The organism is Olleya sp. KJ81-1 (assembly GCF_055808135.1).
The window spans coordinates 1,510,139-1,524,551 of the sequence record NZ_CM147854.1; the positions used below are offsets into that span (position 1 = coordinate 1,510,139).

Genomic DNA, 14,413 nt, shown 5'->3' on the forward strand with positions numbered 1-14,413 from the left:
TTAATTATGAACACACGTATTTTTAAAATAGCCTTAGTATTGATTATAACTTTTAATGTAAGTTGTAAAAAAGCTGAAGTAAAATTAGCTGAATTTAAATACGCAGACCTACCTAAAGCAGTAAATTGCAACTCTGGATATGACGATTTATTAAGTGAGGCATTGTATGCTTTTGAACAGGATATAGTAAATAAATACGATCCTAAAACAAAAAATAAACTAAGAGCTTATAGAGCATATATAAGTAATTATATTTCAAACAGAACAGCTTTAGAGCAAACCGTTACTCCACATACCAAAGCGGTATATGATGTATTAAAATCTAAACAAGAATTATGGGATGGTAACCATTTAAATTATAATAGTACAGCTATAACTTGTATAATAGACAGTATAAAAGACAAAGGATTACAACAAACTTTAAATGCTTTAAAAAGTACAAATAGCATGAATTCTGAGATATTTGCTCCACCATTACGAAGCAATACGTCTTATTCTAGAGACTCAAACTTAGCGATTTTTATAGCATTAGACTTGTTTTATTCAAAATTTAATACAATAGATTTTACAACTGTTGACTTATCTCTTAATCAACCTAAAGATCAACCAATAGATTTTAATAAAAGACCTGTCAATGCACCTATAAAACAACAAAAGGAAGAAGATCACACAGGTCACAACCATAATTAAAACGATTACGTTTTAAATTTATATGGCAGCTTATTAAACACAACAAACATAATCAGACAATGTCCAGAAAAGACCTTCAACATATAACGCTAAAAACAGATAGTAAAAGTGCTAAGCCTTTAACTAACACGCCTTTTTTAACTGCTGAAGACATACCTGTAAAATCAGAATACACCAAAGATGATTTAAAAGAGGTTAGTCATTTAGATTTTGTTGCTGGATTAGCTCCAAACCTTCGTGGACCATATAGCACAATGTATGTTAGAAGACCATGGACCATCCGCCAATATGCAGGTTTTAGTACTGCTGAAGAGAGTAATGCCTTCTATAGACGTAATCTAAAAGCAGGTCAAAAAGGACTATCCGTTGCATTTGATTTAGCCACACACAGAGGGTACGATTCCGATCACGAACGTGTAGTTGGTGACGTTGGTAAAGCAGGAGTTGCAATAGACTCTGTTGAGGACATGAAAGTTTTATTTGACCAAATTCCGTTAGATAAAATGTCTGTATCTATGACCATGAATGGTGCAGTATTACCAATAATGGCGTTTTACATTGTAGCTGCAGAAGAGCAAGGTGTTAAACCAGAGCTATTAGCTGGAACCATACAAAATGATATTTTAAAGGAGTTTATGGTGCGTAATACTTACATCTATCCTCCTACGCCTTCAATGAAAATTATATCGGATATTTTTGAATACACTAGCAAAAATATGCCTAAATTTAATAGTATAAGTATTTCGGGATACCATATGCAAGAAGCTGGTGCAACTTGTGATATCGAGCTGGCTTATACATTAGCAGATGGTCTAGAATATATTAAAAAAGGACTAGATGCAGGAATGGATATTGACACTTTTGCGCCTAGACTATCCTTTTTCTGGGCAATTGGGATGAATCATTTTATGGAAATTGCCAAAATGCGCGCTGCACGAATGCTTTGGGCAAAAATGGTAAGTCAATTTAATCCTAAAAACGAAAAAAGTTTAGCCTTACGTACACACTGTCAAACAAGTGGTTGGAGCTTAACAGAGCAAGATCCATTTAATAATGTGGCGCGTACAACTATTGAAGCAGCTGCAGCTGCATTTGGTGGTACACAAAGTTTACACACTAATGCTTTAGATGAAGCTATAGCTTTACCAACAGATTTTTCGGCACGTATTGCACGTAACACTCAAATATTTTTACAAGAAGAAACTAATATTACAAAAACAGTAGATCCTTGGGCTGGAAGTTTTTATGTAGAAAAACTAACTCATGATATTTCAGAAAAAGCATGGTCTTTAATTGAAGAAGTCGAAGCACTTGGAGGTATGACAAAAGCGATTGAAGCAGGAATACCTAAACTTCGTATTGAAGAAGCTGCTGCACGTAAACAAGCACGTATTGACTCTGGTCAAGATATAATTGTTGGTGTTAATAAATATGTTTTAGACCAAGAGGATGCTATTACAACCTTAGAAGTTGATAATCAGACTGTACGTCTACAGCAAATAGAAGGTTTAGAAAAAATTAAAGCTGAAAGAAATACAGACCAAGTTAATAAAGCGCTAGCAAATTTAACCGAAGCTGCCAAAACAGGTCAAGAAAATTTATTAGCTTTAGCTGTAATAGCAGCTAGAGAACGCGCTACTTTAGGCGAAATAAGTGATGCATTAGAAGCTGTTTTTGGACGTTATAAAGCACAAATTAAATCTTTTTCAGGCGTGTATAGTAAAGAAATTAAAGACGATAAATCTTTTGCAAAAGCAAAAGCATTGGCAGATCAATTTGCAGAGCAAGATGGTCGTAGACCTCGTATTATGATTGCCAAAATGGGACAAGATGGACATGATCGTGGTGCAAAAGTTGTAGCTACAGGTTATGCAGATGTTGGTTTTGATGTGGATATTGGACCATTATTTCAAACACCACATGAAGCAGCAAAACAGGCAGTAGAAAATGACGTACACATACTTGGTGTGTCATCATTAGCTGCTGGACACAAAACGTTAGTGCCTCAGGTTATTGAAGAACTTAAAAAGTATGGTCGCGAAGATATTATGGTAATTGTAGGAGGTGTTATTCCTAAACAAGATTACCAATATTTATTTGATGCTGGTGCTGTTGCTGTTTTTGGACCTGGAACTAAAATTAGCGAAGCTGCGATTAAAATTTTAGAGATTTTAATAGATTAGAATCACATGGGACTTTTAAAAAAATTATCCATAACTATAATTACGTTTGTAGTACTAGTGTCTTGCGGAAGTAGTAATAGTACTGGTAGCGCAAATGCTACTATTGTTTCAACTAAAAACATAAATACAACTTTTAATAATGAGTACAAACGTCATATTAAAGAGTATTATGGGCAAATTGAAAGTAAAGAATATGAAGTCATCCGTAAAAAAATAGAGCAAGAATTGCCTTATAAAATTTCACCACAAGACGCTGTTTTAATCCATTTTAGACAACAAGCTGACAACTGTATTTCTATGCGTGAAAATGGATCAAATTATTTAAAAAGCTTAAAATTTAATTTAAAAATGTCTTCTAAAGTTTCAAGAGGTCAAGGTTTATCAGACTTTTTTGTATTTACTAAAGATGCTTATTTAATGGATCGTGTAGCTATGAAAAATAATTTCATCATGGATTCTGGTTTCTTCTCAAATAATATTTTTACTGAGCGTGAAATGTGTTCTGCATTTATTATCATAAAACCAAACGGGAAATTCTTAAAATATTATGGTGAAGATTATTATACTAAAATTAAAGATTTTTTAAACACTGACTAACAGTTGCTTATAAAAAATGAGCTTATTCTTAGCTATTTCTGTTTAAAATTAAATGATATCAAAAATCAGATAACTAGTAAAAAAACAAAGTAGTTAAAAGCCCTAACCTATTCTAAATCTTTGTTTTAAATTTTATAAATCAACAAATTATCTAATAGTTACAACTGCTAGCACTAAAGTTTGATTAAGTGTTAACAACTAACATTTCATTTCCTCATAAATAATTGTATTTTTACGCTGGACTTTTAGCTTTAGTTAAAAGCTAAATTTCAATTAAAACCAATTCAAATTAATGGGTAAAATAATAGCAATTGCCAATCAAAAAGGTGGTGTTGGTAAAACAACAACCTCTGTTAACTTAGCTGCATCGTTAGGTGTTCTAGAAAAAAAAGTACTATTAATTGATGCAGATCCACAAGCAAATGCATCATCTGGTTTAGGGATTAATGTTGAAAATGTAAACATTGGTACCTATCAATTATTAGAACATACAAATACAGCAAGAGAAGCTATTGTCAAGACTGATACACCTAATCTTGATATAATCCCTGCTCATATTGACCTAGTTGCTATTGAGATTGAATTAGTGGATAAGGACCAAAGAGAATACATGCTTAAAAAAGCATTACAAGATATAAAAGATGATTACGACTATATACTTATAGATTGTGCACCATCATTAGGTCTATTAACCCTTAACGCTTTAACTGCTTCAGATGCTGTAATTATTCCTATCCAATGCGAGTATTTTGCATTAGAAGGTTTAGGTAAGTTATTAAATACGGTTAAAAGTGTTCAAAAAATACATAATCCAGAATTAGATATTGAAGGATTATTACTAACCATGTACGATTCGCGTTTACGCTTATCCAATCAAGTGGTGGAAGAAGTACAAAAGCATTTTAACGATATGGTTTTTAAAACCATCATACAACGTAACGTAAAACTAAGTGAAGCACCTAGTTATGGAGAAAGCATTATAAATTATGATGCTTCTAGTAAAGGTGCAAGTAACTATTTAAGTTTAGCTAAAGAAATTATTACAAAAAACTCCTAATTTATGGCGAAGGCAACCAAAAAACAGGCTTTAGGACGTGGACTTTCAGCATTATTAAAAGATCCCGAAAACGATATACAATCTGCAAAAGATAAAAACGCAGACAAAGTAATAGGTAATATAGTCGAGCTAGATTTAGACTTTATTGAAATGAATCCATTTCAGCCTAGAACTAACTTTAACGAAGAAGCTTTACGCGAATTAGCATCTTCTATTAAAGAGTTGGGTATTATACAACCCATTACTGTTAGAAAATTAGGATTTGAAAGTTACCAATTGGTCTCTGGAGAGCGTCGTTTTCGTGCTTCAAAATTAATAGGATTAGAAACTGTACCTGCCTATATTAGAATAGCAAATGACCAAGAAAGCCTAGAAATGGCATTGGTTGAAAACATACAACGTCAAGATTTAGATCCAATAGAAATTGCTTTAAGTTACCAACGTTTAATTGACGAAATCCAACTAACACAAGAGCAAATGAGCGAACGTGTTGGTAAAAAACGTAGTACTATTGCTAACTATTTACGTTTATTAAAATTAGATCCAATTATCCAAACTGGTATGAGAGATGGATTTTTATCAATGGGTCATGGTCGTGCTATTATAAACATAGAAGACCAAAATATACAGTTAGAAATTTACGAAAAAATACTAAGCAATAAATTATCTGTAAGAGATACTGAAACTTTAGTACGAAACTACAATACGACTAACGAGGTTAAGACGCCTGTTAAAAAAGAAGCAGAAGAATTACCAAAATATGTTAAAAAAGGTGTCGTTGCTTTTTCTGAATACTTTGGACACAAAATAGACGTTAAAGTAGCTAGTAATGGAAAAGGGAAAATTACCATTCCGTTTCATTCTGAAGAGGATTTTAATCGTATTAAAAAGTTAGTAGAAGGTGATAAATAAGTCACACATACTTGTTATTATATGTTGTTTCATTTGTGCACTATCTTTTGCGCAAGAAGGCTCTGATTCTACGAAAGTAGAAATAGAAAGCGTACCTGATACCAAAGTATTAAAAACAAGGAAGAAAAATAAAAAAGAAAAAGCTGTCATAATCGACTCAACTGTTTTAAAACAAGTTAAAGCGTATGACCCATTAGCTCCATCTAAAGCTGCTTTTTACTCTGCAATATTACCTGGTTTAGGTCAGGCTTACAATGGTAAGTACTGGAAAATTCCTATTGTGTACGCTGCTATTGGGACAGGTGTCTATTTTTATATTGACAATAACAAGCAATATAATCGTGTAAGAGATGCTTATAAAAGAAGATTGGCTGGTTTTAGTGATGACGAGTTCCAGAACAGGCTAACCGATGATGGTTTGCGTGAAGCACAAAAAAATTATAGAAGAAACAAAGAGCTATCCTTACTAGTTACCTTTGGATTATACGCTTTAAATATTATAGATGCCAATGTTGACGCGCACTTGCTTCAATATAACATTAGTAATGACTTAAGTTTAAGACCGCATTATAAAATTGAAGAATTTGATAACGTTGGACGCGTTGGTCTATCTTTAAATTTTCAATTTTAATTAAATACTATTTCATGAAAATCGCTTTACTAGGCTATGGTAGGATGGGAAAAGCAATAGAAGCTATTGCTTTACAACGTGGGCACATCATAGTAATCAAAACGTCTCAAGATAAAGATTACGATATTACGACTGCAGATGTTGCTATTGACTTTAGTGTCCCATCTGCTGCTTACAATAACATTAGTAATTGTATAAACCATAATGTACCTGTAATATCTGGTACCACAGGATGGTTAGAAAAATACAACGCTATAGTTTCGCTTTGCGAAAAACAAAAAGGGGCTTTTATTTATGCTTCTAATTTTAGTTTAGGCGTTAACATCTTTTTTGAACTTAATCAATACTTAGCTAAAATGATGGCTAAATTAGAAGATTATAAAGTTGATATTGAAGAAATACACCACACACAAAAACTAGATGCTCCAAGTGGAACTGCAATTACTTTAGCCGAAGGTATCATACAAAATAATAAGGCTTACACGAGATGGGATTTAGAAAAAGCTAAAGACCAACAGAGTATTGCAATACAGGCAAAACGTATTACAGATGTACCAGGAACGCACACGATAAGTTATAATAGCCCAATTGATACCATAAAAATTGAGCACGAAGCACATAATAGGCAAGGTTTTGCTCTTGGTGCAGTGATTGCTGCTGAGTGGATAATTGATAAAACTGGCGTATTTACTATGAAAGATGTGTTAAATATTGGGTAACTTTATTATTTTTAACAACATTTGTAACTAACAACTAACCAAAGTCTTTTAGACAACTACCTTAATAAAAATAATATGGACGTAACACAGTGGATTATATTTTTCTTTGTCATACAAATTTTACATGGTTTAGCTACTTGGAAACTATACATTAAGGCAGGAAGACAAGCTTGGGAAGCCTTTATACCTGTGTATAATGCTGTTATTTTAATGAAAATTATAAATAGACCTTGGTGGTGGACCATTTTACTGTTTTTACCTATTGTTAACTTAATTTTGTTTCCGGTAGTTTGGGTAGAAATTGCTAGAAGTTTTAAAAAAATACTGCACTAGATACTTTTTTAGCCATATTTACATTAGGTTTTTATAGCTTTTATTTAAACTATGCTGCCAAAGACCTACATCACGTTAAAGACCGAAGTTTACAACCAAGAACAGAGTTAGGTGACTGGGTAAGTTCTATATTATTTGCGGTTGTAGCTGCTACTATTGTACATACTTATTTTATACAACCTTTTGTTATTCCTACGTCCTCTTTAGAAAAAACATTATTAGTTGGTGATTTCTTATTTGTTAGTAAAGTACACTATGGTGCACGTACGCCAGAAACAACTGTTGCTTTACCAATGATTCATGACGCTATTCCTGGAACATCAACACCTTCATATTTTAAATTCCCACAACTACCTAAATTTAGATTTCCTGCATTTCAATCTATAAAACGTAACGATATTGTAGTTTTTAATTGGCCTGTAGATACTCTAGTTGATATTAATAATGAAAATGGTGGTATTAGATATAAACCAGTAGATAAAAAGACTAATTACGTAAAACGTTGTGTTGGATTACCAGGTGATACATTATCAATTAAAGATGGTTATGTATACATAAATGGTAAGAAAAACGAATTACCAGACAGAGCTAAATTACAGTTTTTTTATAAAGTTATTCTTAACGATGTTTCTGCTGAGTCCATTTACCAAAAATATGGTATCACAGAAAATTATGAACGTTACGTATTTAAAACACCTACTGATAACTGGAACAAACCTGAGTTTCAAAATTACTTAAAAGTTAAAAAGATTGGAACAGAAGTCCTTAAACAGGACTCGACTGAGGTTAGGTTTTTATCAAATTTAGATCAAAAATCATTCGATTTATTAAAATTAGAAATTGCTGAAAAAGCACTTTATGTTAACTTAACAGAGGATTTAGCTAATATAATGACTAGCGATCCAGATGTTTTAACGGTAACTAAAGACCTATCAAATAGTACAACCGAAAACATTTTTCCTAAATCACCAGGTTATACATGGAATCGTGACTTTTTTGGCCCATTATATATTCCTGAAGCAGGAAAAACTATTGCACTTACTTTAGACAATTTACCACTTTACAAACGTGCTATTACAGCCTATGAAGGAAATACACTTAAAGTAAACGGTAACCAAATATTAATTAATGACAAGGTTGTAGACTCTTATACTTTTACTGAAGATTATTATTGGATGATGGGAGATAATAGACACAACTCACAAGATGCCAGAATGTGGGGATTTGTACCGTTTGACCATGTCGTTGGAAAACCTGTATTAGTTTGGATGAGCTGGGACTCTAACGCTAAAGGTATTAACAAAATACGTTGGAATAGATTATTTACTACTGTTGGTGGTAATGGAAAATTAACCTCATATTTCATTCCGTTTTTAGTATTATTAGGTTTAGTCTATGGATTTAATAAATACAGAAAACGTAAAAAAGCGTAGTCAATATTAATAGATTGTACTAATTAATGGACATATTACTTCATCCTACCTATTTTCCAAGCGTTGCTCAGTTTACTGCTATAGCAAATGCTAATAGTGTAACGTTTGAAATTAATGATAACTATCAAAAACAGTCTTACAGAAACAGAGCCTATATATACGCTGCAAATGGAAAGCTACAATTAAGCGTTCCTGTTATTCATAGTCATAAAGCACGTCAGTTATACAAGGATGTAAAAATAAGTGATCGCGAAAAATGGCAGTTATTACACTGGAAAAGTTTAGAGTCTGCTTATCGTACGTCACCTTTTTTTGAGTTTTATGCAGATGAATTACAACCACTTTTTAAATTAAAGTCAGAATTTATATTTGATCATAATTTAAAATGTTTTGAGGTTATTACTGAGTGTTTACAATTGGATATTACACCAAAATTTACAACAACATTTGAAAAAGAACCAAAAACACTTACCGATTTACGCTTTTTAACAAATGCTAGGCAAGAACAGCCTAATGTATTTGAAACTTACAACCAAGTGTTTACAGAAAAGCATGGCTACATTAATAATTTAAGTATTTTAGACTTGTTATTTAATGAAGGTACAAACGCACTACCCTATTTAGAAAGCCAAATACAACCTTAAATGTATAAAGACATTATACATTATGGCATTCATTTTATAGCACCTGTAATCGTTGCTTTACTATTTTTTAAAAAACAATGGAAGTACGCTTTAGGGATTATGCTACTTGGTATGCTAATTGACTTAGACCATTTATTAGCCACTCCTATTTTTGCACCTAATAGATGTAGTATTAATTTCCATCCACTACACTCCTACTATGCGATTATTGTTTATATGGCATTACTAATACCTAAAAAGACAAGGATTATTGGATTAGGATTGGTTATACATATTATTGCCGACTTTACGGATTGCATGATGATGACTTAGTCATACTTAATCATGCCTTAGCTTAATAGTTACAATAGTTAAAAACTAACTTTAGTCATTATTGGATAATGGTCCGAAAACTCCACATCAAAGGTCTTAAAACTATTGACTGTCCATGATTTATCTACTAATATAAAGTCTATCCTTAACGGAAAAAATTTAAAATTATAAGAACGTCCAAAACCATTACCCTGTTGCTTAAAGGTGTCTTTCATATCATCCTTTATAGCATTGTAAACATATGAAAAAGCAGAATTATTAAAGTCTCCAGAAATAATGACTTTATAAGGACTTTTTTCTTGTGCTCTAAAAACAATTCGGTTTGCGTTTGTTGAAGCTTGAAGGTCTTTCCGATTCCGTTTAATAATTTTTCAGAATTTTCGGTCGTTAAGCTTTGAACTCTAGGATCAATCCTTAGCGATTGAAGATGTAAATTATACACTCTGACGGTATCTTTACCTTTAACTATATCAGCAAATATGGCATTATTGGCTGTATTAGGAAAATTAACAGAACCCGAATTAATAATTGGATATTGAGAAAAAATAGCTTGACCTAATTTAGTTTTTTTACCTTCTAGTTTTTGATAATTATATTTATAAAACGAGAAATCAATATTATCCTGAGGATGATACTCTTGAATACATAAAATTTGCGGACTTTGCTCCTTAACAAATTGAACTAACTTTAAATCTATATCCTTTTCTGGTATCCAATCATAAAGATTAAATAAACGGACGTTATAATTCATTATAGACAAACTTTCAGCATCGTCTTCTTCCCAATTAGAAAATTTATATAACGATCCAAATAAAAAATAACCAATAGAAATAACTACAAGTGATAATAACAGTTGCTTTTTGATTTTAAACAACCAATACACAAAAAATAAAACGTTAAGCAATATTAATAAAGGAACGCCTAAACTTAAAACTGAAAGTATTGCAAAGGTTTTTGGAGGAATGTTAGGTAAAACATAAGAGAGTAGTAACAAAAAAGCCACAATGGAATTGATGATAAAGACAACTTTTTCGAAAAATCTTAAGTTTTTCATATACACTAATTAGTGACTACTTTCCTGCTTTAAATAGATATTCTTTTTCTTCTTTAGACAAACTATCATATCCACTTTTACTTATTTTGTCTAAAATAGTATCAATTTTTTTCTGGTTATTAAATTGATTAAACTCTTCTTTTTTATAACCTGCTACTTTACTTTTTTTATGAACCGTTTTCATTTTTACTTTTTGTTTAGCTTTAAATAACACACTAAACCAATCCATAAAACGTCCAAATCCAGTTCCAATATCTTGACCTTTGACTAATTGTTTAGCATATACATAACCTAAAATAGCACCTCCAAGATGCGCTAAACTACCACCTTGGTTATTTCCGTTTACAATACCTAAAATGTCAAGACCTATAAGTACTGCTCCAATCCACCATAATTTAAGATTAAACGTAAAAAACCTTATATCCTTGTTGGGCATATAAGCACAGATAAAAATAAGTAATGCTCTAACACCTGCTGAAGCACCTAAAACATAAGCATTAGCAGTAAATATATTAGGAAAAATATTATAGCCTAACAAAAAGACTAATCCTCCTGTTATAATACCCATAAAATAGATATTTAAAGCCATTTTAGGACTAAACAGATTTAACATCATACGTCCTAAAAAATAAAGCCATAACATGTTAAATAATAGGTGTAAAAAATCAAAATGTAAAAAACCATAACTAACTATAGTCCATGGTTTACTTAAAAAAGCCCAAAAATTACTAGGCAAATATATCCATGAAAAAAAACCAGGTATAACCTTTCTAAACAAAGCAGCAAATAGAAAAATAATAACATTTAGTGCTATAATTTTTTCTAAGACATTAAGTCTTGCATATTTATATTTAAGTTGCTCTATTTGATTCATCTTTATCTATCCCAACGGTTTTTATTAAATTGTGTTTTACGCCAATACCACATAATTATAAACCCTATAATTGCACCACCAACGTGAGCCAAGTACGCTGTATTGCTTGGGCTAAAAAAGGATTGACCAGTAAACGCTGATATTACATCCAATAGTATAATTCCTGGAATAAAATATTTAGCTTTAATAGGTATAGGTAAGAAAATCATCATTAACTCTGCGTTTGGATTCATCATACCAAAAGCTGCTAAAACACCCATAATACAACCTGATGCTCCAACCATTGTACTATTGTGGATTAATACATTAGTCTCAAATAATGCCTGATAAGACGCCTGATTAATTACACTTGCGCTAATATTATTATCTGCTAAATACACGGTTAGTTGTTCTTGTAAAAGTTGTCCTGTGTATTGGTTACCATCTAAAATATTAAAATTAATAATATCATTAATAGCGGTTTTACTTAAACCAGACTCCATTAAACTTTTTAAAGCAGGAAGATAATCCCAATAATAACCTGCTAATTGGAACAATACAGCTCCTAAACCAGCAGAAAAGTAAATAAACAAAAATTTATTTCGACCTAAACGTTGTTCAACTGGACCTCCAAACATCCATAATGCAAACATATTAAATAATAGATGTGTAAATCCACCATGCATAAACATATGCGTTACTACTTGCCAAGGCTTAAAAGCATCACTTGCAGGAAAATGCATTGCAAATAAATCATAAAACAAACGACCATCTCCAACAGTCATTGTACCTACAAACATAAGTACGTTTATGATTATTAAATGTTTTACAGTATCTGTTATTCTCATCATACGTTACATAAATTTTTTCTCTAACTCATCCACAGACATCGTAATAAAAGTGGTTCTGTTAGTAGGTGACACATTAGGTTCCTTACAGGCAAACAAACGATTTACCAAATGTTCTTGCTCTGTATTGGTTAATGATTGTCCTGTTTTAATCGCTAAGCTTTTAGCCATAGATTTTGCTAATAAATCTGTTGCAGAAAAGTTACTATCTGGCACTTCATTTTCTACATCGCTAATTAATTGCTCTAAGATTATGGATACTTCACTTTCTGGCACATTAACTGGTACACCTGTTATCTCTACTGTTTCATCTTTAATAGATTGAAAAACAAAACCTGTAGACTCCAAGTCCTCTTTTAATTGATTTATTAATGCTATTTCTTGCTTAGAAAAGTGCAGGTCTAACGGAAATAATAGTTGTTGGCTTACACCTTCTTTAATTGTAATATGTCTTAGATAATCTTCATACAACACACGTTGGTGTGCACGATGCTGATCTATAACTAACATTCCAGATTTGATGGTACTTATTATAAATTTATTATTTAATTGATAAGTGGATTGCTTTGTTTCTACTTCATTTTCATTTTTAAAAAAGCTCTCGGTATTTGGTTCGCTTTCAAAATGCACTTCACTAAACTCTGTATTTGTTTTTGTGCCTTTAGATTCTAAACCAACATATAAACTGTCCCAACTTGCAGTAGTTACAGGTTCTTTTTTATAGTTAGAGACATTTTTAACTTTAGGTGTTTCCTCTTTAAAAGGATTAAATGTACGATCCACCTCCACACTTGGCATTCCTTTTTGTTGGTAACTGTAAGGTGTGTCCAAATTGGCATCTCTGTCAAAATCTAAAACTGGAGCAATATTAAACTGACCTAAACTATGTTTTACTGCAGATCTTAATATAGCGTATAATGTATGTTCGTCATCAAACTTAATTTCGGTTTTAGTTGGATGAATATTTATATCTATTGTTTGCGGATTAACTGTTAAATTTAAATAATAACTAGGCTGTGCACCATCTTTAAGTAAGCCTTCAAAAGCAGAGTTAATAGCATGATTTAAATACGCACTTTTAATAAAACGGTTATTGACAAAGAAAAACTGTTCGTTTCTAGATTTTTTAGCAAACTCTGGTTTACCAACAAATCCAGAAATGGTTAACACCTCAGTTGCTTCTTCTACAGGGACTAATTTCTCATTAGTTTTAGTTCCAAAAATATTTACAATACGCTGTCTGTAATTGCTTTCTGGCAAATTAAAAGTCTCACTTCCATTGCTAAACATAGAAAAGCTAATAGATGGATGTGCTAATGTTACACGATGAAACTCGTCTATAATATGTCGTAATTCAACTGTATTAGACTTTAAAAAGTTACGTCTTGCAGGAATATTAAAAAATAAATGTTTTACGGATAATGATGTCCCTTTTGGTGTCACAACAACTTCTTGAGACTTAACTTCACTACCTTCAATAATTATAGTGGATCCAAGATCTTCATTGTCTTGCTTCGTTTTAAGCTCAACATGCGCAATTGCAGCAATACTTGCCAATGCCTCACCTCTAAACCCTTTAGTATGTAATTGGAATAAATCCTCAGCAGATTTAATTTTTGATGTCGCATGACGCTCAAAACTTAATCTAGCGTCAGTCGTGCTCATCCCTTTACCATTATCGATAACTTGGATTAACGTTTTTCCAGCATCCTTAACTATTAACTTAATAACTGTTGCATCTGCATCAATAGCGTTTTCCAACAACTCTTTAACAACAGACGCTGGACGTTGCACAACCTCTCCTGCTGCAATCTGATTAGCAACATGGTCTGGTAATAGTTGAATAATATCTGCCATAAGTCTAATTAGGGAAGAAAATAGATAAATCGAAACCTATAATTAATAAAAATAAAAACACTAAAACAGCTACAATTAAAACAATCCTTCTATTGGCAGTTTTATCTGTATTGTTTTTTAAATCTTCGATAGCATTATTAAATTTTTGCTTTAAATTAGGATTGTCTCCTACTGTAGTCCTATGCTCGTCAAACTTATGTTTTATTTCAAATGGACTACCCTCACCTTTGTAAAAACGAGGTGTATAATCAAATTTTTTATTTTTTCGTTTAGAGAGAAATCCCATAGTA

Annotated in this window: 15 protein-coding genes and 1 pseudogene; 10 read left to right on the plus strand and 6 right to left on the minus strand. The window is 31.8% G+C overall.

Translation table 11 applies throughout. The features are described 5' to 3' along the window. Positions 1-6 precede the first annotated feature (6 nt). From AC0L3M_RS07215 to AC0L3M_RS07260, 10 genes and pseudogenes are all read left to right on the plus strand, one after another. Positions 7-690: a hypothetical protein gene (locus AC0L3M_RS07215; RefSeq protein ID WP_473432355.1), complete on the plus strand. Its 684-nt coding sequence runs from the start codon at positions 7-9 to the stop codon at positions 688-690. Positions 691-749: 59 nt separating this feature from the next. Beyond that, complete coding sequence (gene scpA / locus AC0L3M_RS07220) at positions 750-2,873, plus strand: methylmalonyl-CoA mutase (protein ID WP_473432356.1); 2,124 nt, start codon at positions 750-752, stop codon at positions 2,871-2,873. A gap of 6 nt (positions 2,874-2,879) precedes the next feature. After that, on the plus strand, positions 2,880-3,470 hold the full coding sequence (locus AC0L3M_RS07225) for a hypothetical protein (protein WP_473432357.1): 591 nt from the start codon (positions 2,880-2,882) through the stop codon (positions 3,468-3,470). Positions 3,471-3,762: 292 nt separating this feature from the next. Then, positions 3,763-4,527, plus strand: coding sequence for a ParA family protein (locus AC0L3M_RS07230; RefSeq protein ID WP_473432358.1), 765 nt, complete (start codon positions 3,763-3,765; stop codon positions 4,525-4,527). Between the two features lie 3 nt (positions 4,528-4,530). Then, entirely contained in the window at positions 4,531-5,439 is a 909-nt protein-coding gene (locus AC0L3M_RS07235) for a ParB/RepB/Spo0J family partition protein (protein WP_145002343.1), read from the plus strand. Then, the gene (locus AC0L3M_RS07240; RefSeq protein WP_292949540.1) at positions 5,429-6,070 is read left to right on the plus strand and encodes a DUF5683 domain-containing protein; all 642 of its coding nucleotides are present in this window, start codon (positions 5,429-5,431) and stop codon (positions 6,068-6,070) included. The genes AC0L3M_RS07235 and AC0L3M_RS07240 overlap by 11 nt, the downstream gene beginning before the upstream one ends. A gap of 14 nt (positions 6,071-6,084) precedes the next feature. After that, a complete protein-coding gene (gene dapB, locus AC0L3M_RS07245; RefSeq protein WP_473432359.1) occupies positions 6,085-6,789 on the plus strand; it encodes a 4-hydroxy-tetrahydrodipicolinate reductase in 705 nt (234 codons plus the stop codon). 75 nt (positions 6,790-6,864) lie between these two features. After that, positions 6,865-8,555: pseudogene (gene lepB / locus AC0L3M_RS07250) on the plus strand (signal peptidase I). Between the two features lie 26 nt (positions 8,556-8,581). Continuing rightward, positions 8,582-9,199 carry a WbqC family protein gene (locus AC0L3M_RS07255; protein WP_473432360.1) on the plus strand — a complete coding sequence of 206 codons (618 nt, stop codon included), beginning with the start codon at positions 8,582-8,584 and terminating at the stop codon, positions 9,197-9,199. Continuing rightward, a complete protein-coding gene (locus tag AC0L3M_RS07260; RefSeq protein ID WP_473432361.1) occupies positions 9,200-9,511 on the plus strand; it encodes a DUF6122 family protein in 312 nt (103 codons plus the stop codon). Between the two features lie 38 nt (positions 9,512-9,549). Here AC0L3M_RS07260 and AC0L3M_RS07265 read toward each other — a convergent pair whose 3' ends face one another. Genes AC0L3M_RS07265 through AC0L3M_RS07290 form a run of 6 tightly spaced genes read right to left on the minus strand, consistent with a single transcriptional unit; the run spans position 9,550 to position 14,409 of the window. After that, positions 9,550-9,828, minus strand: coding sequence for an endonuclease/exonuclease/phosphatase family protein (locus tag AC0L3M_RS07265; RefSeq protein WP_473432484.1), 279 nt, complete (start codon positions 9,826-9,828; stop codon positions 9,550-9,552). Next, positions 9,735-10,565, minus strand: a complete 831-nt coding sequence (locus tag AC0L3M_RS07270) for an exonuclease/endonuclease/phosphatase family protein (RefSeq protein ID WP_473432362.1) — start codon at positions 10,563-10,565, stop codon at positions 9,735-9,737. Before AC0L3M_RS07270 ends, AC0L3M_RS07265 begins: the two co-directional genes overlap by 94 nt. Before the next feature lie 16 nt (positions 10,566-10,581). Continuing rightward, positions 10,582-11,439, minus strand: a complete 858-nt coding sequence (locus AC0L3M_RS07275; protein ID WP_473432363.1) for a rhomboid family intramembrane serine protease — start codon at positions 11,437-11,439, stop codon at positions 10,582-10,584. 2 nt (positions 11,440-11,441) lie between these two features. After that, the gene (locus AC0L3M_RS07280) at positions 11,442-12,269 is read right to left on the minus strand and encodes a rhomboid family intramembrane serine protease (protein WP_292949561.1); all 828 of its coding nucleotides are present in this window, start codon (positions 12,267-12,269) and stop codon (positions 11,442-11,444) included. Between the two features lie 3 nt (positions 12,270-12,272). Then, the gene (gene mutL / locus AC0L3M_RS07285) at positions 12,273-14,123 is read right to left on the minus strand and encodes a DNA mismatch repair endonuclease MutL (protein WP_473432364.1); all 1,851 of its coding nucleotides are present in this window, start codon (positions 14,121-14,123) and stop codon (positions 12,273-12,275) included. A 4-nt stretch (positions 14,124-14,127) separates the two neighbouring features. Next, positions 14,128-14,409 carry a riboflavin synthase subunit beta gene (locus AC0L3M_RS07290; RefSeq protein ID WP_145002363.1) on the minus strand — a complete coding sequence of 94 codons (282 nt, stop codon included), beginning with the start codon at positions 14,407-14,409 and terminating at the stop codon, positions 14,128-14,130. Positions 14,410-14,413 lie beyond the last annotated feature (4 nt).

What these genes read in the sequence shown, in the direction of transcription:
- dapB (WP_473432359.1), top strand. Translation starts at nt 6,085, where the DNA reads ATGAAAATCGCTTTACTAGGCTATGGTAGGATGGGAAAAGCAATAGAA.
- scpA (WP_473432356.1), top strand. Translation starts at nt 750, where the DNA reads ATGTCCAGAAAAGACCTTCAACATATAACGCTAAAAACAGATAGTAAA.
- AC0L3M_RS07215 (WP_473432355.1), top strand. Translation starts at nt 7, where the DNA reads ATGAACACACGTATTTTTAAAATAGCCTTAGTATTGATTATAACTTTT.
- AC0L3M_RS07290 (WP_145002363.1), bottom strand. Translation starts at nt 14,409, where the DNA reads ATGGGATTTCTCTCTAAACGAAAAAATAAAAAATTTGATTATACACCT.
- mutL (WP_473432364.1), bottom strand. Translation starts at nt 14,123, where the DNA reads ATGGCAGATATTATTCAACTATTACCAGACCATGTTGCTAATCAGATT.
- AC0L3M_RS07255 (WP_473432360.1), top strand. Translation starts at nt 8,582, where the DNA reads ATGGACATATTACTTCATCCTACCTATTTTCCAAGCGTTGCTCAGTTT.
- AC0L3M_RS07270 (WP_473432362.1), bottom strand. Translation starts at nt 10,565, where the DNA reads ATGAAAAACTTAAGATTTTTCGAAAAAGTTGTCTTTATCATCAATTCC.
- AC0L3M_RS07235 (WP_145002343.1), top strand. Translation starts at nt 4,531, where the DNA reads ATGGCGAAGGCAACCAAAAAACAGGCTTTAGGACGTGGACTTTCAGCA.
- AC0L3M_RS07280 (WP_292949561.1), bottom strand. Translation starts at nt 12,269, where the DNA reads ATGATGAGAATAACAGATACTGTAAAACATTTAATAATCATAAACGTA.
- AC0L3M_RS07230 (WP_473432358.1), top strand. Translation starts at nt 3,763, where the DNA reads ATGGGTAAAATAATAGCAATTGCCAATCAAAAAGGTGGTGTTGGTAAA.
- AC0L3M_RS07260 (WP_473432361.1), top strand. Translation starts at nt 9,200, where the DNA reads ATGTATAAAGACATTATACATTATGGCATTCATTTTATAGCACCTGTA.
- AC0L3M_RS07275 (WP_473432363.1), bottom strand. Translation starts at nt 11,439, where the DNA reads ATGAATCAAATAGAGCAACTTAAATATAAATATGCAAGACTTAATGTC.
- AC0L3M_RS07225 (WP_473432357.1), top strand. Translation starts at nt 2,880, where the DNA reads ATGGGACTTTTAAAAAAATTATCCATAACTATAATTACGTTTGTAGTA.